Origin of the sequence: Paenarthrobacter nitroguajacolicus (assembly GCF_051027655.1) — a bacterium.
Lineage (GTDB): Bacteria > Actinomycetota > Actinomycetes > Actinomycetales > Micrococcaceae > Arthrobacter > Arthrobacter nitroguajacolicus.
In genome coordinates this window covers 532,567-552,231 of the sequence record NZ_CP073234.1, presented here as the reverse complement: position 1 = coordinate 552,231, position 19,665 = coordinate 532,567, and the positions used below count along the sequence as shown (strand labels likewise).

The window sequence follows — 19,665 nt, the reverse complement described above, 5'->3', positions numbered from 1 at the left end:
CGTCAGGCCTGGCCTTTTCGTCAGGCCTCGCAGCTGTGCCCGTCCCGGCCCCGGGCGTTGCCCGGGGCCGGGACACTCCCCCTCTGGACATCAGCGACTATTTCGCGTCGACGACGACGGGCTCAGACTTGGCGGGGGTGGTCGTTTCGGTTGCCGGAGGCGTGGTCTTCCACTTGAAGCGACGGCCCATGGAGGAGCCTCCGCCGGAACCGGTGCGGTTCTTGTTGAAGATGTCGAAGCCGACGGCGAGCAGCAACACCAGGCCCTTGATGAGCTGCTGGTAATCCGTTCCCAAGCCAAGGATGGACATTCCGTTGTTAAGGACGCCCATGATCAGGCCGCCGATCATCGCGCCGGCTACCGTTCCGATGCCGCCTTGAACTGCAGCGCCGCCGATGAAGGCAGCAGCAATGGAATCGAGTTCGAAGCCGGTGCCGCCTGCGGGTTGTGCCGAGTTCAGGCGGGCCGTGAAGACCAGGCCAGCCAGGGCCGCGAGGACACCCATGTTGACGAAGAGACGGAAGGTGACCTTTTTGGTCTTGATGCCCGAGAGCTCGGCTGCGTGGAGGTTGCCGCCGATCGCGTATGTGTGCCGGCCGAAGATGCTGTTGTTCATCAGTGCCGAATACACGATCACCAGGACAGCCAGGACGATCAGGACAATCGGGGTGCCACGGTAGCTGGCCAGCAGGAAGGTGATGATGAGCATCAGCACTGCGATGAACCCGTTCTTGACGGCAAACCAAGCCATCGGTTCATTCTCCAGATTGAACTTGCGGCGCACCCGGCGTTCCTTGATGGCCTGGAACAAAATGGCAGCTGTACCGCCGACACCGAGGATGACCGTCAACCACTCCAGGACGGATGTGCCGCCGGAAATGTCCGGCAGGAAGCCGCCACCGAGGGCGCGCAATTCGTTAGGGAACGGGGTGATCTGCTGGTTCTTGAGGGTAATGAGAGTCAGGCCACGGAAGATCAGCATTCCCGCGAGGGTGACGATAAACGCGGGGATGCCCACATAGGCAATCCAGTAACCTTGCCACGCACCAACCAGCGCACCTACTAGGAGGCAGGCCGGGATGGCGAGCCACCATGCCCAGCCCCAATGGACGATCATCACGCCTGCTACAGCGCCGATGAAGCCTGCAATGGAGCCAACGGAGAGGTCGATGTGCCCGGCGATGATGACCATCACCATGCCGATGGCGAGGATCAGGATGTAGCTGTTCTGGACCACCAGGTTGGTGACGTTCTGCGGCTGGAGCAGGATGCCGTCGGTCAGTACCTGGAAAAGGATGACGATCAGGATCAGGGCGACGAAGATGCCAACTTGGCGAAGGCGGCTTGTGAGGAAGCCAAGGGATTCTCGTAGGGCGGACATGTTCGCTATTCCTTCTCTTGAGTCATGAAGTGCATGAGGGTTTCCTGGGTGGCTTCGGCGATGGGGACTTCGCGGGTGATGTGGCCCGCGGACAGCGTGTAGATCCTGTCGCAGATGCCCAGGAGCTCCGGAAGCTCAGAGGAGATCACAATGACGGCTTTCCCCGCCGCTGCGAGCTCCGCAATGATCGTGTAAATCTCAAACTTGGCGCCGACGTCGATGCCGCGGGTTGGTTCGTCCAGGATCAGGACGTCAGGGTCCGAAAACATCCATTTGCTCAGCACCACCTTTTGCTGGTTTCCACCCGAGAGCTTGCCGGTGATGGCAGCGACGGAAGGAGCTTTGATGTTCATGCTCTTCCGGTAGTGGTTGGCAACGGTGGTCTCCTTGTTGCCGTCCACCCAGCCTCGTTTGGCCAGCTTGTTCAGTGCTGCCATGGAGATGTTCCGCTTGATGTCTTCAATAAGGTTCAGGCCGTAGTGCTTGCGGTCTTCGGTGGCGTACGCAATCCCGTGGTCAATTGCGTCGGAGACCGTGGACGTGTCGATTTCCTGGCCATACTTGTAGACCTTGCCCGATACCGCCCGCCCGTAGGTCCGGCCGAATACGCTCATGGCCAGCTCGGTCCTGCCGGCACCCATGAGCCCTGCAAGGCCTACTACTTCGCCCTTGCGGACATTGAGGCTGGCGTTGTTCACCACCATGCGGGAATGGTCCTGCGGGTGCTGGACGGTCCAGTCTTCGATGCGGAGGACTTCCTCGCCGATGTTGGGGGTCCGGTCCGGATAGAGGCTTTCGAGGTCGCGTCCAACCATGCCCCGGATGATGCGTTCCTGGGTGATCTGGCCTTGGTCCAGGCGCAGGGTCTCAATGGATTTCCCATCACGGATGATGGTGACGGCGTCGGCCACTTTGCGGATCTCGTTGAGTTTGTGGCTGATGATGATGCTGGTCACGCCCTGGCCCTTGAGGTGCAGGATGAGGTCCAGCAAGTGGTCCGAGTCTTCATCGTTCAGCGCCGCCGTGGGCTCATCCAGGATGAGGAGCTTCACCTCTTTGGACAGCGCCTTGGCGATCTCCACCAGCTGCTGCTTGCCAACACTGATGTGCTGAATGGGGGTGATCGGGTTTTCGCTGAGGCCTACGCGTGCCAGCAGCTTGGCGGCTTCCAGGTTGGTCTTCCGCCAGTCCACCCAGCCCTTATTGGCAAGCTCGTTGCCGAGGTAGATGTTCTCGGCGATGGACAGGTACGGGCTGAGGGCCAGCTCCTGGTGGATGATCACGATGCCGCGCTTCTCGCTGTCCGTGATGCTCGAAAACTCACAGGGCTCATTTTCGAAGAGGATGTCGCCGTCGAAAGTGTTGTGCGCGTAGACGCCGGACAACACCTTCATGAGGGTGGACTTCCCTGCTCCGTTCTCGCCACAGATGGCGTGAACCTCACCCCGGTTAACGTCCAGGGTGACGTCCTGCAGGGCTTTTACCCCGGGGAAGGTCTTGGTGATTCCTCGCATTTGAAGAATGGGTACGTTCATCGTCAATTCCCGCTGACTGGTTGAAACTGGGCCAGGCCGAGGACTCGGAGGCTCTGGAGGAGGCTGTGGCCCCGTCGCACTGCGCACTGCAACACAGGGGTTCGGGGCCACAGACCGGGGACGTGATTACTTGACGTCGGCTTCCGTGTAGTAGCCGGAGTCGATCAGTTCCTTCTTGTAGTTGTCCTTGGTGATGATGACGGACTTCAGGAGGAAGGCCGGAACAACCTTGACCTTGTTGTTGTAGGTCTTGGTGTCGTTGGTTTCCGGTTCGGTTCCCTTGAGGACAGCGTCAACCATCTTCACGGCCTGCGAGCCGAGCTGGCGGGTGTCCTTGAAGATCGTGGAGTACTGCTCGCCGGCGACGATGGACTTCACGGAGCCCTTCTCTGCATCCTGGCCGGTGACAACGGGCAGGTTGCCGGTGGAGTAACCGCCGGTGCTGCTCAGTGCCGAAATGATGCCGATGGACAGGCCGTCGTACGGGGACAGCACGCCATCCAGCTTGGTTCCGGAACTGTAGGCCGAGGTCAGGATGTCTTCCATGCGCTTCTGGGCTACGGGTGCCTGCCAGCGCAGGATGGCTGCCTGCTCGAACTTGGTCTGGCCGCTGGGAACCTTCAGGGTGCCTGCATCCAGGTATGGCTTGAGGGTGTCCATGGCGCCGGTCCAGAAGAAGTTGGCGTTGTTGTCGTCCGGGCTGCCCGCGAACAGTTCAACGTTGAACGGGCCCTTGCCCTCAACCTTGTTGCCGCTCGCGTCCACCAGGCCCAGGCCGGTCAGCAAGGAAGTGGCCTGCTGGACACCCACGGTGTAGTTGTCGAACGTGGTGTAGTAGTCGACGTTCGGCGTGCCGTTGATGAGGCGGTCGTAGGCGATGACCTTGACGTTCTGTTCCTTGGCCTTGGCCAGGACGTCTGTCAGCGTGGTGCCATCGATGGCTGCGATGATGAGCGCCTTGGCACCCTTCGTCAGCATGTTCTCAATCTGGGAAACCTGCGTGGGAATGTCATCGTTGGCGAACTGGAGGTCCGTCTTGTAGCCAAGGTCCTTCAGGGACTTCTCAACGTTGGCGCCATCTGCGATCCAACGCTCGGACGTCTGGGTCGGCATTGAAATGCCTACCAGTGAATCGCTGGGATTTGCACTGCTGGTGGACTCGGCAGTGCCTCCGCGACTACCGCAGCCTGTGGCTCCGACAGTCAAGGTCAGGACAACCGCTACGGCGCCCAGGAGTTTCTTCAATCTCACGATGCTCTCCTTCCGCGGCAGCATTGCCGCGAACTCTGATGCGGCCGGAGCATCTGCGCGTCCGGCGGTGAAGCGATTTGTGATCTGCGGCCAGCTGGGTGCCACATGCCACGAAAGGTGGTGCGAATGCCATTGTGAACGCTAACAATACCGTCGGTCAAGTGCCGTGGATCACGAAATGATTGCAGCCTCGAGGCGCCGTCAAAGCTCTTGACTTGAAACGTTGTTAGCGTTCACAATTGGCAGGCTCGTCCGCGGTAGGCAGAAGGAAAGCCCGGCACTGCTTTGTGGGCAGTGCCGGGCTTCGAACGCTCCTCCATGATGGCGGGGAGGAACTCTTCCCTGCTGGGAACAGGGAATCAGAGACGGGTGTCGAACGAATCGCAGAAGACGTTCTGGTTGAACGTCCCTTGGAATTCGGACTTGCCCTGGATCTTCTCGATGGTGGCGCGGATGGCCTCGCGCGTTGCTGCATGTGCGTGGATGGCGGTCTTGACCATCGGCACATCAATCAAGTGGTTCGGCTGGTTGAGCGAGACAAAAATTGTGGGAACTTCCCTGGCGTACCAGGGAATCTCGGCTGCCATCGGTGAGGACCATTTAATGCGGATGGCAGCCTCCTGTGCGAAGCCCTTGACGTTGGCGACGACGAGCGCGGCATCGTACCGTTCCGAGTAGTCCCCGGTAGCTTCTTCCGACAGGACCCGCATGAAGTTCATGCCTGACTCCCCTGCTGCTTCGCGTTGCTCAGCCGTTCTGAACACACTGACCTCGAACCCCGCAGCTTCCAGTTCTTCCCGGACTGTGTCCAGATATGCCAAGGGATCGGCTCGGGTGAAGTCGGCGCCACCCGAGATGCCGTAGAGGCGGATCCGCGGATGCGTCCGAGGGGTGATCGGCAGGTTGTGCGCCGTGTCCTTTACCAAAGTGACGGTTTTTTCAGCCACCTCGGCGGCGATAGCACGGTGAGCTTCACTGCCGATCACCGCGAGTGCCTCAACCGGGGGCACCAATTCCTGGCGCATATGGAGACCGAGGCTTGCCTTCAGGCCAAGGATCCGCCGCAGGGCATCCTGCAAACGCCCCTCGGTGATCACGCCGGACTTGTAGCCGTCCAGCATGTAGCCGAAGTCCTCGTCAGGGTTTCGGAAAAACAGGAACATGTCGCAACCGGCCGCGATGGTGGCAGGCACAAGGTCCTTGCGCTTCATCGCCTGGGTCAGGCCAACCATCAGGGACGCGTCCGTCAGGACCAGCCCGTTGAAGCGGAGTTCGCCGCGCAACAGATCCTGCAACAGTTCCGGAGCAAGCGTTGCCGGCAGGATTTCAGCATCCGACAAGCCGGGACGAAAATGCCGGGACACCTCTGGAGCGCCAATATGGCCCACCATAATGGACTGCACGCCATGACCAATCATCTCGCGGTACACGTGCCCGTAGGTGCGGTTCCACTCCTCATAGCCAAGGGTGTTGTAGGAGGTGACCACGTGCTGGTCGCGCTCATCAATACCGTCACCGGGGAAGTGCTTCATGGCGCAGACCGTGGCTGATTCACTGATGCCGTCGAAGTACTCCTTGGCCCGTTCCACCACAATGTCCGGGGTGTTGCCGAAGGCCCGCGTGGAAATGACCGTGTTCCGCCAGTTGTAGTGGATGTCCACGATCGGAGCGAAGGCCCAGTTGCAGCCCAGCGCAGCAGTTTCGATGCCGGCAACCTGACCCATCTGCCGGGCGATGTTCTTGTCAGGGTGCGAGCCTGCCTGCAGGTGCGTGGAAACGAACGTGCCGTCATCGCAACTGCCCGCACCGCCCATCTCAGGGTTGGACGCAATCAGCAGCGGAATCCGGGTCTTGGACTGCGCATAGCGGATATGTTCCTGCACGGCAGAAGAGGGACCCGGCCGGTAGCGCATACCGCCCACGTGGAAGTTCTCCAGCACCCCATCGAGGTACTCCGGGGAGTAGTCGTTGTTGTGGTTGATGAACAGCTGGCCGATCTTCTCTTCCAGCGTCATGGACCCGATGGTGCTCTCCACCCATTCCACAGCTGCGTCATCCAGATTGAAGGGCGCTGCTTTAAGGTCCACCAGGAACGGCCCAGCCGGCACGGCCAGCCCGTTGAGGGCTGAATTTACGTCATCCACAATGTCCTCCACTGATGTGGCAATATCCACCACGATGCCGGCTTCGTCGTCCTGCAACGGCTCCAACGTGGTCAGCTGCGACTCCAGCAGCGAGGGGGGCATGAAGTGTCCGGGCCGGGCAGTCATGCGCGCGTTCAACAGCTCGCGGGTGCCGTGCAGGTGCACGAACACCACGGACGGATCGGCGCTCCGGATGATGTCCCGGTACGAGCGCTTCAGCGCGCTGCACGCGATAACAAGAGCAGAGTTCGACGCCGGGAAACGCCTGCCGATTTCGGCCAGCCAAGGTGCGCGGTCGTCGTCGTTCAGCGGAGTACCCGAGGCCATCTTGTCGATGTTCGCCTGGGGGTGCAGCGAATCGCCGTCGAGAAATTCCGCGCCGAGACGCTCGGCGAGGGCGGCACCAATGGTGCTTTTGCCGCAGCCGGCCACGCCCATCACCACGATGTGATGCTGCGATTGCGATTTACCAGTCATGGCCGATTTACCAGTCATGGACAGTGCCGTCCACGAGGCGGTTGTACGGCAGGTAAGCCTGCTGGTAGGGGAAGGCGGCAGCGGCTTCTTCGTTGAATTCGACGCCGATTCCGGGCTCATCGCCGGGGTGCAGGTAGCCGTCCTTGAACGTCATGGACTGCTGGAAGACCTCGTTGGTCTTGTCCGAGTGCTGCATGTATTCCTGGATGCCGTAGTTGTGGATTGCCAGGCCGACGTGAAGCTGTGCAGCGAAGCCCACCGGAGAGATGTCCGTGGGGCCGTGGAAACCGGACTTGATCTGATACTGGGCCGCGAAGTCCATGACCTTCTTCAGCGGTGAGATGCCGCCGAAGTGGGTGGAGGCTGCACGGACGTAGTCGATCAGCTGTTCCTTGATAAGGGTCTGGAAGTCATACACGGTGTTGAAGATTTCACCGATGGCCAGCGGGGTGGTGGTGTGCTGGCGGACCAGGCGCAGCCCTTCCTGGTTCTCGGCTGGAGTGCAGTCCTCCAGCCAGAAGAGGTCGTAAGGTTCCAGGGCCTTGCCGAGCTTGGCGGCCTGAATAGGCGTCATGCGGTGGTGGCCGTCATGCAGCAGCGGGATCTCCGGGCCGAACTCGTTGCGCACGGCCTCGAAAACGGTGGGCAGGTGGCGCAGGTAGGCTCGGGTGTCCCAGTCTTCTTCCAACGGGAAGTTGCCGCGGCCGGCAGGCTCGTAGTCATACCGTTCACCCGAGGCCTGGGCCTGCGCGGCGACACCATAGACGGCCTTGATACCGGGGACGGCGGTCTGGATGCGGATGGACTTGTAGCCCAGTTCCAGGTGCTCCCGCACTGAGTCGAACAGCGACGGAATGTCAGCACCGGACGCGTGCCCATAAGCCCGCAGCCCGTTACGGGAAGCCCCGCCCAGCAGCTGGTACACCGGCATCCCGGCAACCTTGCCCTTGATGTCCCACAACGCCATATCGACGGCGGCAATAGCCGCCATGGTGACGGGACCGCGCCGCCAGTAGGAGCTGCGGTAAAGGAACTGCCACGTGTCCTCGATCCGGTGCGGATCCTTGCCGATCAGCAACTGCGCCACGTGCTCCTTGAGGTACGCGGCGACGGCAAGTTCACGGCCGTTGAGGGTCGCGTCACCGATACCCGTCACACCGTCCTCCGTGGTGATGCGCAAGGTGACGAAGTTGCGGGACGGGCTGGTCACAAAGACTTCAGCGGCAATGATTTTCACAGCTTTTCCTTTCGGGATGTGGCTGGGTGGGTTTAAGTATGATTTTAGGTTGGATTGCATGAAGTGGCAACCGGTTGCCGGACTTATTTTTGAATACTTCTACGCGCCCGGCGCCTTGCCGTTTACTGCATGGCTGGCAGCAACTTCTTCCTGAGCTTTCCCGGCGTCGTCCTGCGCGACTCCCGCAGAAAGGCGGGCGCGGATCTCCCCAACAATTTGTGCGTGAAGTGCGTCTGTGAGTTTGTATTTGCTCATCACCACGATCGCCAGGATGGTCATGATGGCCGGCAGTGCCCGGCGGCGAACTGAATTCCCTGCAGCGCTTCGGCACTCTGCGTAACCCCCGATTTGTATCCCCCGGCCGCGAGGCAATAGGCAGCGAGTGCGCCGCCTACAGCCTGGCCGGTCTTACGCGTGAAGGAGAAGAGTGCGTAGGTGATTCCCTCGGTCCGGACGCCGGTCTTCCACTCGCCATATTCCACGGTGTCTGCCTCCAAGGCCCACACCACGATATTCACGGCCATGACACCCATCAGGCTGATGACCAGCCCGGAGAACCCCACCCAGACCATGGATGACGGTGAGAAGAAAACTATGCTTCCGCCCACCATGGAGAGCGCTCCGGCAGCGATGTACACGTTCTTTTTGCCCAGCTTACGAACCAGCCTCGGCATTAAAGGTGCCAGGGCCAGGGTCATGACCAGCTGGACTACGGCCAGGACCGGGTAAAGATCCAAGCGACCCAGGACGTCGCGCAAGTAGTAGAGCTGAACGGAGGAGAGGGCCATATAGCCGGTGAGAAAGAGGAAGGAGCTAAGGCACAGCATGAGCAGCGGCCGGTTGGTTTTCAGAGTGTCCATGCTCTGCTTGAAGGAAACATTGGGGACCGTGCGGTGAACGCGTTCCTTGGCGGTGAGGATGGTGAAGAGGTAGAGCGCCGCCCCGATCACCACAAAGACGAGCGTGATAGTGGTGAACGTGGACTGGAGGTCAGCACCCGGCTTGATCAGTGGAGCAACAAAGATACCCAGGGCGGAACCCGCCAAAAGTGCACCCACCGTGCGGGCGGAGCCCAACTTGGCACGGTCCCCGGGGTCCTGCGTCATGGCCCCGGCCAGTGAGCCGTAGGGGATGTTGACCAGGGAATACGCCAACCCCAGGGCGGCGTAACTCACGTAGGCGTAGAGCAGGGTGCCCGTCTCGCCCAGTTGCGGCACGGAGAACGTGGCCACACTGAGGAGTAGCAGCGGAATGGACCCGAACATGATGAACGGACGGAACTTCCCAAAGCGCTTGCTGTAGGAGCGGTCAACCATGCGTCCAGCGAAGACATCCGCGAAGGCGTCGAAGATCCTCACCACCAGGAGCAAGGTGCCTGCGGCGGCCGCCGAGATTCCCGCGACGTCCGTGTAGTAGACCAGGAGGAACATGGTGGCGGTGGTGAAGGCCAGGTTATTGGCCGCGTCGCCCGCACCGTAACCGGCGATGCTGAGTTTGCTGAGCTTTTTCAATGCGGGCTCCTTTACCCTTCGCGTCATTGCGGTCCGACTCGACTCGACCGTGGCTGGGAACTCACGGAATCGGGAATCGGTTGTGCAGCTGTTGTAATTCTAGTCACTTTGGCAAGCACTTGGCAATCGGTTGCCTAACATTTCCTTGAAAGTTCCACCAATCGTTGGGCGTTGTGTGGCCCGCTCTGCGCCCTAAGATCACGCCAAAGCGCGCAGAGCGGGCCTCACAACGTGAACGAGGACGGCGTTAACGCAAAACGGCCCAGAATATCGAAGAGGATCGACAGCCTGGGCCGTTCAAGAAGTCGTGCAAAGTTCCTAGGCAGCAGTACCCGACGCCGTCGCGCGAGCAGGCACCTCTGCGCGTTCAAAGCCCGCGCTGAGGTCTTCGACGAGTTTCACGATGGCGGGCTCCAGGGCGAGTTCAGCATCCAGCAACGCCAAGAGAGAAGCGATGCGCTCACCGCCGGCCAGGTTGTTGGCCTCCGCCACGGCATCCGACTGCGGATCTTGCAGCCCCGGATTCGCCCCCACGAAAGATGCCCACACAGCTATCATCCGAGCAGCGGCCTCACCACTCCGGCCCGCCTCACGCTCAGCCCGGAGCACGGGGATTGCCCGCATACGTAGCTTGGTGCTTGCATCCGTTGCGATTTGGGCGAGATGGTGGGCGATCCGCGAATTGCCAAAGCGATCCAACAACGCCGCCCTGTACTCGGGAATGCCCAACCCGTCGCCGTCAAGGTGGCGGGATGCTTCATCCCAGAACTCCTCCACCGCTTGCAAGCACACCGGGTCAGCCAACGCTTCGGCAACCGTGGTGTGCCCGCGCAGCTGACCGGCGTAGGCCAGGATGGAGTGCGCGCCGTTGAGGAGCCACAGTTTGCGGTTTTCGTACGGCTCAATGTGGTCCACGAAAACCGCACCGGCGTCCTCCCAGCGGGGGCGCCCGGCGGGGAAGTCACCGCTGAGTACCCAGTTGCGGAAGGGCTCGGCGACGACGGGTGCTGCATCCCGGTAGCGGCACCGTTCACTGACCAAGGCAACGTCTTCAGGGGTGGTGCGCGGCGTGATCCTGTCCACTGATGTGCTGACGAAGCTGACGCTGGTGTCAATCCAGTCCGCGAGCCCGGCGTCGACTCCCCGGGCGAGGTCCGCCACGGCCCCGCGCGCCACATTGCCGTTATCCGAGAGGTTGTCGCAGGAAACAACGGCGAGGGATCCGGCGTCGGAATCCCTACGCGCGGCGAGGCCAAGGACCAATCGACCCAACGGCGTCGTGGGCTTTTCGCCGGCACGCAGCAGCGTTACATCGTCCGCGGCAAACCCGTACGCGGCTTCGGTGATAGTTAGCGTGACCACAGCAGTTTGGGGCGCTGCCACCAGCTCCACTAAGCGGTCCACATTGGCGCCATCCACGGCTTCAACAATGCTGCCTACAACCTCGAACGTATCGCCGGAATCCGAGCGCTCCACTACTGTGAACAGTCCGTCTTGGGCGGCGAGAACCTCGGCGGCGTCCGGGCGGCGGCCCGTGAAGGAGGCAATGCCCCACTCCCCCGCGTCACCGGCGTGCTGCGTAAACCAGGCCTGATGGGAGCGGTGGAAAGCTCCTAGGCCCAGGTGCACGATGCGCACTGGAGCCCTGCGGTCCGGCGCGACGTCGCGGTTTAGCCGCGGAAGTTCGGTAGTCATAGCTTGAACACCCTGCGCGGCGAGGAGTCGACGACGTCGAGAATCAGCTCATGCGCGCGGTCTTCAGAGACGCGGTGCTCGGCTACAAGACGCGCAAGGAAGGACGCTTCGATCCTGCGGGAGGCGTCGTGCCGTGCGGGAATGGAGCAGAACGCGCGGGTGTCATCGATGAAGCCGGAGGACCGCGAGAAGCCCGCGGTTTCGGTAACTGCCGAGCGGAAGCGCAACATGGCATCCGGGGCATCGAGGAACCACCAAGGCGCGCCGATGTAGACGGACGGGTAGAAACCTGCCAACGGCGCTAGTTCACGGGAGAAAACGGTCTCATCAAGCGTGAAGAGCACCAGGTGGAAATCCTTGGCAGTGCCGAAGTCCTGCAGCAACGGACGGATGGCCTCGGTGTAGTTCACGGCGAACGGAATGTCGTGACCGGTGTCGGCGCCAAACTCAGTGAACGTAGGCTCGTGGTGGTTCCGGTAGGAGCCCGGGTGGATGGTCATGACCAGTCCATCGGCCACAGACATGCGCGCCATCTGGTACATCATGTGGGCCTCAAAAGCGTCGCGATCCTGCGCAGTGGCCTTGCCGGCACGGGCACGTTCAAAGAGCGCTTCCGCTTCCGTGGCATCCAGTTTGAGGGTGGCGGGGGTGCGGACGCCATGGTCCGCAGATACTGCGCCATGCTCCACGAAATAGCGACGGCGGTTTTCCAGGGCCGCGATGTAGCCGGCGTAGCCGGTTGCGCCGTCGCCCGCGGTTGCGATCAGCCTGTCCACGTTGGCGCTCCAGCTGGGATGCGCCACGTTCAGGTAAGCATCCGGGCGGAAGGTGGGGAGCACTCGGCCGTTGAAGCTGGGGTCATCGGTGAGGGCCTTGTGGCTGGCAAGGTTGTCCAGGGGATCGTCCGTGGTGGCCAGGACCTCGATGTTGAAGTCCTTGAAGAGCTGCCGCGGACGGAAGTCCGGCTCAACCAGCTTCGCGGCGATCGCGTCATAGCTGGCATCGGACGGCATCTCACTGAGATCTGCGCCGAGGTTGAACACATCGTTGAACTGGGTGCGCAGCCAATACCCGGAGGCTGTGCCTTCAAACAGCGGCCAGGCTTCGACGAACTGTCGCCAGATCTCCCGGGACGCCGGCGCGGACGCCGCGCCTGTCAGCAACTGATCCATCGGAACGCCGTTGGCGTGAATCAGGCGGGTGACGTAGTGGTCCGGACTGACCAGGAGTGCCGCGGGGTCGGGGAACGGCGTGTTCTGTTCGATGACAGCGGCGTCGACGTGGCCGTGGGGAGAAATGATGGGCAGGTCCTGGACGCGCTCCAGCAAGGACCGCGCGATGCTGCGCGTCCCGGGATCTGCGGGCAGGAGCCTGTCAGGGTGTGCGGCAATGGACTGTGACATAGCTCAATCTTGCGTTCCGGTTCCGCATTTTGTCAACCGGTTGCCAAATATTGCCACTCTGTTGCACCTCGCGATGCGGCGGGATACTGAGGTCAGGCCAGGAGTCGTCCGCTGGACCCTCGCACCACGAGTTCCGTTTCCACCCGGACGGCTTGGCTTGGGGCCTCATGACCCTGCAACATATCCAGGAGGATGGTCACGGCCCGGGTGCCGCACTCCCCCAACGGTGAGCGCACCGTGGTCAACGCGGGAGTGGTGAAATCGGCGCCGAAAATGTCGTCAAAGCCCACGATGCTGATCTGGTCCGGGACACGCATTCCCCCGGCCTGCAGTTCCTGCATCAAGCCGATGGCCAGGAGGTCGTTGTAGGTAATCACCGCCGTCGCCCCGCTTTCCAACACGTCGCGGGCTACCTGCCGGCCGCCGTCGACCGTTGGTTTGGACGACTCAAGGCGCACCGCGCTGAGCTTGGACCACTCCGCAGCGGCTTTGACGCCCTCCCAGCGGCGGCCCGTCATCCACGACTGGGCCGGTCCCGCAACATACGCGAGCTTTTGGTGGCCATTGGCGGCCAGGCTGCGCACGGCTTCGCTGATGCCCTTATTGACGTCCGGGACAACGCACGGTACGCCGGTGATTTCACGGTTGATGACGGCCACGGGCTTGTCAGAAGCCAAGGCACGGATCTGGTCATCGTCCATCCGGGGGCTGGCCAGGATGAGGCCATCCACGGTGCTCAGCAGGCGTCGGGCGGCGGTTACTTCGGTTTCCGGCGACTCCGCGGACTCGGCCAGAACCAGCGTGTAATCGCGGGCGGATCCTGTGGTTTCCGCACCGCGGATGATGTCAAAGAACGTGGGGTTGGTGATGTCCGCGACGATCAACCCGATGGTCTGGGTGCGGCCGGTGGGGAGGGCACGGGCGAACGGGTTCACCTGATAGTTCAGCTCTGCCGCGGCGTCCTCGATGATCTTCTGCGTCTTGGCGCTCACGCGGCCCGGCTTGCTCAGGGCACGGGACACAGTGGAGGGATTCACGCCCGCCAGCTTCGCGATGTCGTAAATCGTGGCAGAGGACTTCTCCCCCCGTCCACGTTTGGTGGGGGCGGTTGCTGCTCCGGTGCTCGTCAGGTCAGTCACCGCTCCATCGTAGACCTCATGGCAACAAAACAGGCCGGTTGCCATCCATTGATCACGGCAACCGGCCCGTCCTGATTAGAAACGCTCGGGGAACTTACCCTCTTCAGCAATGCGCTTGTTGAGCTCCTGCAGGAATTCGTCCTCATCAAAGTCCAGCGAAACTTCCTTGCCGGTCCAGCTGGAGAGGTGGATGGCGTTGGCAAGTCGGACTCCATTAATACCGTCCGAGCCCGGAGCAAGCAGAGGCGTGCCGTCCAGGATGTTGGCTGCAAAATTCTCCAGGACGCCCGCGTGCTGGCCGCCCCACGCAGACTCGAATTCGATGACCTCGCTGCTGTACAACTCCTCGCGGTTCAATTGGCCCATGAAGAGCTTGCGGACACCGTCCATGTCCATCGAGTCACTGATTTCGCGCTCCGGCCTCACCAACCGGGTGACTGTGGCCACATTGCTGTCCTCCACCACGATCTTGCCTTGGTCGCCCAGGATCTCGAACCTGTCAGTTCCCACGATGTCGTGGGTGGCCGTCACAAAGACGCCCGTGGCGCCGTCGCCATAATCCACCACTGCCGTCACTTCATCCTCGACGGCGATGTCGCGGCGGAAGCCGTACGCCACCTTGGAGTACACCGACTGGGGAACGCCACAGATCCACTGCCACAGGTCCAGCTGGTGCGGCGCCTGGTTGACCAGGACGCCACCGCCCTCGCCGCCCCAGGTAGCACGCCACTCGCTGGAGTTGTAGTACCCCTGCGGGCGCCACCAGTTGGTGATGATCCAGTTGGAGCGTCGGATCTTGCCGATCTCGCCGTTATCGATGATTTCCTTGAGCTTCTTGTACAGCGGGTTGTTGCGCTGGTTGAACATGATGCCGAAGGAAAGTTCCGGCTTGGAGGCGGCGAACTCGTTCAGTTCCTTGACCTGCTTGGTGTAGACGCCGGCTGGCTTCTCCACTAGCGCGTGGATGTTGCGTTTGAGTGTTTCGATGCCCATCTCCGGGTGCAGGAAGTGGGGTACGCACGTGACGATCGCGTCCACGGAGCCGCTTTCCAGCATCGAGATGTAGTCGTCGTAGAACGGGACATCCGGGTACTGGGATGCGGCAACTTCTTTCTTGGCAGGATCGACGTCGCAGATAGCGCCGATCTCCATGTTGGGAACCAGGCCGTCGGTAATGAACTTGGCGTAGGCGCCGCCCTGCTGGCCCAGGCCGATGATGCCGAGGCGTACTTTCTTGCTCATGAATGCAGTCTCCTGTGTAGAAATCTAGAAAAGGTCGGCGTGGCCCATGGCCACCAGGTTGTCGTATGAGGTCTGGAGTGCATCCCAGACGGTCCGTCCATACAGTTCGTCCTGCTCCACCAGGAGGTACCGGGCACCAGCGGCTACGGCGGCAGGAATGATGGACGGGAAGTCCAGATTGCCCTCGCCCACTTCGGCGAACTGCACCACATTCTTGAATTCCGCCATGAAACCCGGGAAGTCGCCCTTCTCCAGAAGTCCGAAAGCAGCAGCCGGCATCTGACCGATCCTGTAGTCCTTGAGGTGCACCATGGCAGTCTTGCCAGCGTATTTTTCGAGCGTCCGTACGGGGTCCAAGCCACCGCGCTGCACCCAGTGCACGTCAATCTCCATGCCCATGGCCGGGGAGTTTTCAGCGATGATGTCCAGCATGTATTTGCCGTCAAACTTGGCGAACTCAATGTGGTGGTTGTGGTAGTACAGGCTGATGCCCTGTTCCTGCAGCCGTTCGGCATAACCATTGGCTTGCTTGGCGAATTCAACCACCGATTCCAATGACTTCATCGCCCCGAACGGAAGCATGCCGATGCGCAGCAGCGAGGTATCCAGCCGCTGGGCATCGTCCACGATCTTGTCGAAGTTGTCCGCCAGCGATTCCACGGGCATGCCTTTGCGGCCTTCGATATTCACCGAAAGTGCGGCGATGTCCATGCCCAGCTCCGTGCGGGAGCGGTCCAGCTCGCCCACATTCCCGGGGGTCATGGGGATCTGGGAAATTTCGACGGCGTTGTAACCGATCGCACTGACCTTGCGGAGCGTTTCGAATGCTCCCACATCAGCAAAACTGTCCTTCAGCATCATGGCTTGGACGCCTATTGTGGCCACTTTTTCCTCCGGGAATTCCGGGCCCTTCCGGACCCTGGACGTGTGATGGGATGCCGGGCTGTTCAGGCCACGGCACCTTGCTGTTCGATTTGGCTGTGTTGGTTTGCGAGCAAGCGGTGGCGGTCTGCACGGCGTTGTTCCTGCCGGTCAGGGTCGGGCACGGGTGAGGCGAGTAGCAGCCGCTGCGTGTAGGGGTGTTCGGGATCGCGGGTGACCACCTCGGCGGGGCCTTGCTCCACGATTTCGCCGTGGTACATGACGGCCACGCGGTGGCTGATGTGCCGGACGACGTCGAGGTCGTGGGACACGAACAAGTACGAAACGCCGGTGTCCTTCTGGATTTGCAGGAAGAGGTCCAGCACGCGGGCCTGGGTGGAGAGGTCAAGTGCACTGACGGGCTCATCGCAGACAATCAGCTTCGGAGACAGAGCGAGTGCCCGGGCGATCGCGACTCGCTGACGCTGGCCGCCGCTGAACTCGCGCGGTAGCCGGTGAATGGCGTCGGTTGGCAGGCCCACTTGGTCCAGCAGTTCCTTGACGCGCTTCTTGGCGGCAGCGGGCTCCATGCCCTGCACGCCCAATGGTTCGGCGAGGATGTCGCCTATTTCCAGCGCCGGGTTCAGCGAGGTGTAGGGGTCCTGGAACACCACTTGGAGGTCACGGCTCAGCGTCCGGCGTTCTTTGCGCGAAGCGTTGCTGATGTCGTTGCCTTCGAAGATGACCTTTCCGGCGGTGACGGGTGCGAGGCCCAGAACGGCCCTACCCAGGGTGGTCTTCCCCGAACCGGACTCCCCCACCAGGCCCAGGGTTTCACCTTGGCCGATGGTGATGTTGATGTCCGTCAGCGCCCGGAAAGGCTTGGCCCGGAACCGCTTGCTGGGATACTCCACCACCAGGTTCTCCACGGACAGGAGCGGGGCCCCCTGCGATGAGTCAAAAGGGATACTCATGCCACCGGCTCCTTCTCTATGGCTGATCCAGGCTTGGACACAAGCATGGTCATGGGGGTCTTTCCTTCGAGCATGGACCCCAGCAGGGTCTGAGTGTAGGGCTCTTTCGGGTTGCGGAGAATCTCGCGGACGGTGCCTTCTTCCACGAGCCGCCCGTTCTGCATCACAGCGACGCGGTCGCACAGATCGGCGACAACGCCGAAGTTGTGGGTCACCAGGATCACGCCGATGTTCAGCCGTTGCTGCAGCTCGCGCAGCAGGTCCAGGACGTCGGCCTGCACAGTGACGTCCAGGGCGGTGGTGGGTTCGTCAGCGATGACCAGGTCCGGTTCGCAACTGATGGCACCGGCGATGAGCACACGCTGGGCCATGCCGCCGGAGACCTCGTGCGGGTAAGCGTTGAAAGTGCGTTCAGGGTTGGCAATGCCGACGTCGGTGAGCAGCTTGAGCGCACGCTGGCGGGCTTCTGCTTTGGAGATTCCCAGGACACGGACCATGGGTGTGACTAACTGGTAGCCGATGGTGAAGGCCGGGTCCAGGTTGCTCATGGGTTCCTGCGGGATGTAGGAGATCCGCTTGCCGCGCAGCTTGGACAACCGTTCCTGGCCAACGCGCTCATCGCCCGGGGCCACCGTGTAGTTGCCGTCGAACTGGATGGAACCGCCCACAATCCGTGCGTTGTCCGGCAGCAGGCCCAGGATGGAGAACGCGGTCTGGGACTTGCCCGAACCCGATTCACCTACGATGCCCAGGATTTCGCCGCGGTCCACGTGGAACGAGACATCGTCCACTACCTTTTTGATGGAACCGTCAGCCTGCGGATAGCCGACGCCGAGGTTGGTCACCTTGACCAGGTGGTGTTCGGTTCCGGCGTCGACGGCGGCCACTGACTTCCGTGACTGCCGCGCCTTGGCGGGGTCCGCCGTCGTGCTTTCCACGATGGCGACTTTCTTGCGGTGCTTGATCTTTTCTCCGTCTTCCAAGGCGTCGCGGATGGCGTTGCCGAGGAGAACCAGTCCGCCGATGGTGAGCGCCATGGCCAGCGCGGGCCACAGCAGCAAAATCGGGGTGAGGTAGACGTTCTTGAAGCCCTCTGAGAGCATGACGCCCCAGGTCGCCTTGGTGGGATCGCCCAGGCCGAGGAATTCGAGCCCGGACTGGATTGCGATGGCAACACCGGCGATTGCGGCGGTTTGGATGATGATGGGTGCGCGGACCACGGAGAAGATGTGGCGGGCGATGATGCTGAGGTCGGACAGGCCGGAGACACGTGCGGCATCGACGTAGAGCTCGTTCCGGACCGACTGCACTGCGGTGCGGGTGAGCCGGAAGTAGGAAGGGCTGATCAGGATGCCGAAGGCGATCATGGAGATCCATACCGACGGTCCGAAGGCTGCACGGATGGTGAGCAGGACGATCAGGCCGGGCAGGCTCATGAGGATGCTGACTACCCAGTTGGAGACAGCTTCGAATTTGCCTCCGTAGTAGCCGGCGATCAGTCCGGCCGGAAGTCCGATGGCAATGGCCACACCTGCGCACAGCAGCGCGGACAACAAGGTCAGCTGGGCGCCGAAGAGCAGGCGGCTCCATGTATCGCGTCCCGCGCTGTCGGTTCCCAGGATATTGACTGAATCCGGGGCAGCCAGGGTCTTGGAGATGTTGGCGAAGTTCTCTTCGAAAGGCGCGATCACCGGCGCCAGGATGGCCAGCGCCGCGATGGTCAGCAGGATCACCAGCGAGGCGATGCCCATGGGGTTCTTCAGGAGGCGGCGCATAACGGTGGAACGGACCACCGTGCCGCTCTGGCCGGCCTCGGGCTTCGCTGCGAGGCCCATGGAGTCTGCGGATACTGCTGCTGAATCTACGGAGTCGCTCATGAGACACGTACTTTCGGGTTGAGCCAACCATTGAGGATGTCCACCAGGAGGTTCACGACGATGACCACCACCACGGTGTACATCACCACTCCCATGACGACGGGAAGATCGGTTTGGGTAGTAGCAGCGACGGCCAACGGACCCATTCCCGGGAGGGCGAAGATCTGCTCAATAATGACCACACCGCCCAGCATGCCGATCAGTTGCAGGCTCAAAACGGTCAAACCTGCGGGTGCGGCGCTGCGGAGAACGTGCTTGAAGAGAATTTCACGCTCCCCGATGCCACGGCTGCGCAGCGTCCGGACGTAGTCACGCTCAAGTTGCTTGATCACGGCGGACCGGATCTGTTGGGCACCGCCGGTCACACCGTTGATCAGCAAAGCGATCACCGGAAGGGTCATGGAATAGACCCAGGCCTCCGGTCCCACCTCCGGTGAGATGGTGCTGGTGGCGGGGAAGAAGCCGAGCTGGATGGCCAGGATGGTTACCAGGAACACGCCGATCACATATCCGGGGATGGAGTCCCCGACGATCGCGCCAATCTGGACCACCCTGTCCACCCAGCCGCGCTTCACGGCTGCGGCAACGCCGATCAGTGCTGCGCAGATGGCGATCAAGATCATTGCGGTGAAAACCATGGTCATGGTCACCGGGATGCGGGTGGCCAGGGAGCTGGCCACCGGCTCCGAGGTGAACCAGGAAGCCCCAAGGTTGCCGGTCAGGGCATCGCCCAACCAGGCGAAGTAGCGGACAAACAGTGGCTGGTCGAGTCCCAGTTCCTGTTCTTTCAAGGCAACCTGTTCAGGAGTCGCCTGGTCCCCCAGGATGTTCTGGGCAATACTTCCGCTGGAGGTGTACAGCAGGGTGAAGGTGAGGACCGAGACGACGAACAACACCACCAGACCACTGCCCAGTCTTTTCGCAATGAACTTGATCAT

General features: G+C 61.6%; 15 protein-coding genes. All 15 read right to left on the bottom strand.

Features of this window, described 5'->3' with window-relative positions:
• Positions 1 to 97: 97 nt before the first annotated feature.
• The 15 genes from mmsB to KCX59_RS02760 all read right to left on the bottom strand — a co-directional run bounded on the left by mmsB (position 98) and on the right by KCX59_RS02760 (position 19,665).
• Positions 98 to 1,381 (bottom strand): multiple monosaccharide ABC transporter permease, encoded by a 1,284-nt coding sequence (mmsB, locus tag KCX59_RS02830; RefSeq protein WP_091465030.1) that lies wholly within the window; start codon positions 1,379 to 1,381, stop codon positions 98 to 100.
• Between the two features lie 5 nt (positions 1,382 to 1,386).
• On the bottom strand, positions 1,387 to 2,916 hold the full coding sequence (gene mmsA / locus KCX59_RS02825) for a multiple monosaccharide ABC transporter ATP-binding protein (protein ID WP_179017913.1): 1,530 nt from the start codon (positions 2,914 to 2,916) through the stop codon (positions 1,387 to 1,389).
• 126 nt (positions 2,917 to 3,042) lie between these two features.
• Positions 3,043 to 4,167 (bottom strand): multiple monosaccharide ABC transporter substrate-binding protein, encoded by a 1,125-nt coding sequence (gene chvE / locus KCX59_RS02820; RefSeq protein ID WP_364307577.1) that lies wholly within the window; start codon positions 4,165 to 4,167, stop codon positions 3,043 to 3,045.
• A 359-nt stretch (positions 4,168 to 4,526) separates the two neighbouring features.
• Positions 4,527 to 6,806 carry a gluconokinase, GntK/IdnK-type gene (locus KCX59_RS02815; protein ID WP_179017914.1) on the bottom strand — a complete coding sequence of 760 codons (2,280 nt, stop codon included), beginning with the start codon at positions 6,804 to 6,806 and terminating at the stop codon, positions 4,527 to 4,529.
• Positions 6,796 to 8,025, bottom strand: a complete 1,230-nt coding sequence (manD, locus tag KCX59_RS02810) for a D-mannonate dehydratase ManD (protein WP_091465027.1) — start codon at positions 8,023 to 8,025, stop codon at positions 6,796 to 6,798. Before manD ends, KCX59_RS02815 begins: the two co-directional genes overlap by 11 nt.
• A gap of 99 nt (positions 8,026 to 8,124) precedes the next feature.
• A complete protein-coding gene (locus KCX59_RS02805) occupies positions 8,125 to 8,304 on the bottom strand; it encodes a hypothetical protein (protein ID WP_256871487.1) in 180 nt (59 codons plus the stop codon).
• Positions 8,301 to 9,536, bottom strand: a complete 1,236-nt coding sequence (gene uidB, locus KCX59_RS02800; protein WP_256871488.1) for a glucuronide transporter — start codon at positions 9,534 to 9,536, stop codon at positions 8,301 to 8,303. The genes KCX59_RS02805 and uidB overlap by 4 nt, the downstream gene beginning before the upstream one ends.
• A gap of 318 nt (positions 9,537 to 9,854) precedes the next feature.
• Positions 9,855 to 11,231 carry a mannitol dehydrogenase family protein gene (locus KCX59_RS02795; protein ID WP_179017915.1) on the bottom strand — a complete coding sequence of 459 codons (1,377 nt, stop codon included), beginning with the start codon at positions 11,229 to 11,231 and terminating at the stop codon, positions 9,855 to 9,857.
• Entirely contained in the window at positions 11,228 to 12,634 is a 1,407-nt protein-coding gene (uxaC, locus tag KCX59_RS02790; protein ID WP_179017916.1) for a glucuronate isomerase, read from the bottom strand. Before uxaC ends, KCX59_RS02795 begins: the two co-directional genes overlap by 4 nt.
• A gap of 92 nt (positions 12,635 to 12,726) precedes the next feature.
• Positions 12,727 to 13,773 carry a LacI family DNA-binding transcriptional regulator gene (locus KCX59_RS02785; protein ID WP_370629200.1) on the bottom strand — a complete coding sequence of 349 codons (1,047 nt, stop codon included), beginning with the start codon at positions 13,771 to 13,773 and terminating at the stop codon, positions 12,727 to 12,729.
• Between the two features lie 75 nt (positions 13,774 to 13,848).
• Positions 13,849 to 15,015, bottom strand: a complete 1,167-nt coding sequence (locus KCX59_RS02780; RefSeq protein WP_179017918.1) for a Gfo/Idh/MocA family protein — start codon at positions 15,013 to 15,015, stop codon at positions 13,849 to 13,851.
• 24 nt (positions 15,016 to 15,039) lie between these two features.
• Positions 15,040 to 15,900 (bottom strand): sugar phosphate isomerase/epimerase family protein, encoded by an 861-nt coding sequence (locus KCX59_RS02775; protein ID WP_370629201.1) that lies wholly within the window; start codon positions 15,898 to 15,900, stop codon positions 15,040 to 15,042.
• Positions 15,901 to 15,962: 62 nt separating this feature from the next.
• Positions 15,963 to 16,850 (bottom strand): ATP-binding cassette domain-containing protein, encoded by an 888-nt coding sequence (locus tag KCX59_RS02770; RefSeq protein WP_178996697.1) that lies wholly within the window; start codon positions 16,848 to 16,850, stop codon positions 15,963 to 15,965.
• Positions 16,847 to 18,727 carry a dipeptide/oligopeptide/nickel ABC transporter permease/ATP-binding protein gene (locus KCX59_RS02765; RefSeq protein WP_179017919.1) on the bottom strand — a complete coding sequence of 627 codons (1,881 nt, stop codon included), beginning with the start codon at positions 18,725 to 18,727 and terminating at the stop codon, positions 16,847 to 16,849. Before KCX59_RS02765 ends, KCX59_RS02770 begins: the two co-directional genes overlap by 4 nt.
• Positions 18,724 to 19,665: an ABC transporter permease gene (locus tag KCX59_RS02760; RefSeq protein WP_166841229.1), complete on the bottom strand. Its 942-nt coding sequence runs from the start codon at positions 19,663 to 19,665 to the stop codon at positions 18,724 to 18,726. The genes KCX59_RS02765 and KCX59_RS02760 overlap by 4 nt, the downstream gene beginning before the upstream one ends.

What these genes read in the sequence shown, in the direction of transcription:
- KCX59_RS02805 (WP_256871487.1), bottom strand. Translation starts at nt 8,304, where the DNA reads ATGACCATCCTGGCGATCGTGGTGATGAGCAAATACAAACTCACAGAC.
- uxaC (WP_179017916.1), bottom strand. Translation starts at nt 12,634, where the DNA reads ATGTCACAGTCCATTGCCGCACACCCTGACAGGCTCCTGCCCGCAGAT.
- KCX59_RS02780 (WP_179017918.1), bottom strand. Translation starts at nt 15,015, where the DNA reads ATGAGCAAGAAAGTACGCCTCGGCATCATCGGCCTGGGCCAGCAGGGC.
- KCX59_RS02795 (WP_179017915.1), bottom strand. Translation starts at nt 11,231, where the DNA reads ATGACTACCGAACTTCCGCGGCTAAACCGCGACGTCGCGCCGGACCGC.
- KCX59_RS02760 (WP_166841229.1), bottom strand. Translation starts at nt 19,665, where the DNA reads ATGATCAAGTTCATTGCGAAAAGACTGGGCAGTGGTCTGGTGGTGTTG.
- mmsB (WP_091465030.1), bottom strand. Translation starts at nt 1,381, where the DNA reads ATGTCCGCCCTACGAGAATCCCTTGGCTTCCTCACAAGCCGCCTTCGC.
- KCX59_RS02815 (WP_179017914.1), bottom strand. Translation starts at nt 6,806, where the DNA reads ATGACTGGTAAATCGGCCATGACTGGTAAATCGCAATCGCAGCATCAC.
- KCX59_RS02765 (WP_179017919.1), bottom strand. Translation starts at nt 18,727, where the DNA reads ATGAGCGACTCCGTAGATTCAGCAGCAGTATCCGCAGACTCCATGGGC.
- mmsA (WP_179017913.1), bottom strand. Translation starts at nt 2,916, where the DNA reads ATGAACGTACCCATTCTTCAAATGCGAGGAATCACCAAGACCTTCCCC.
- KCX59_RS02770 (WP_178996697.1), bottom strand. Translation starts at nt 16,850, where the DNA reads ATGAGTATCCCTTTTGACTCATCGCAGGGGGCCCCGCTCCTGTCCGTG.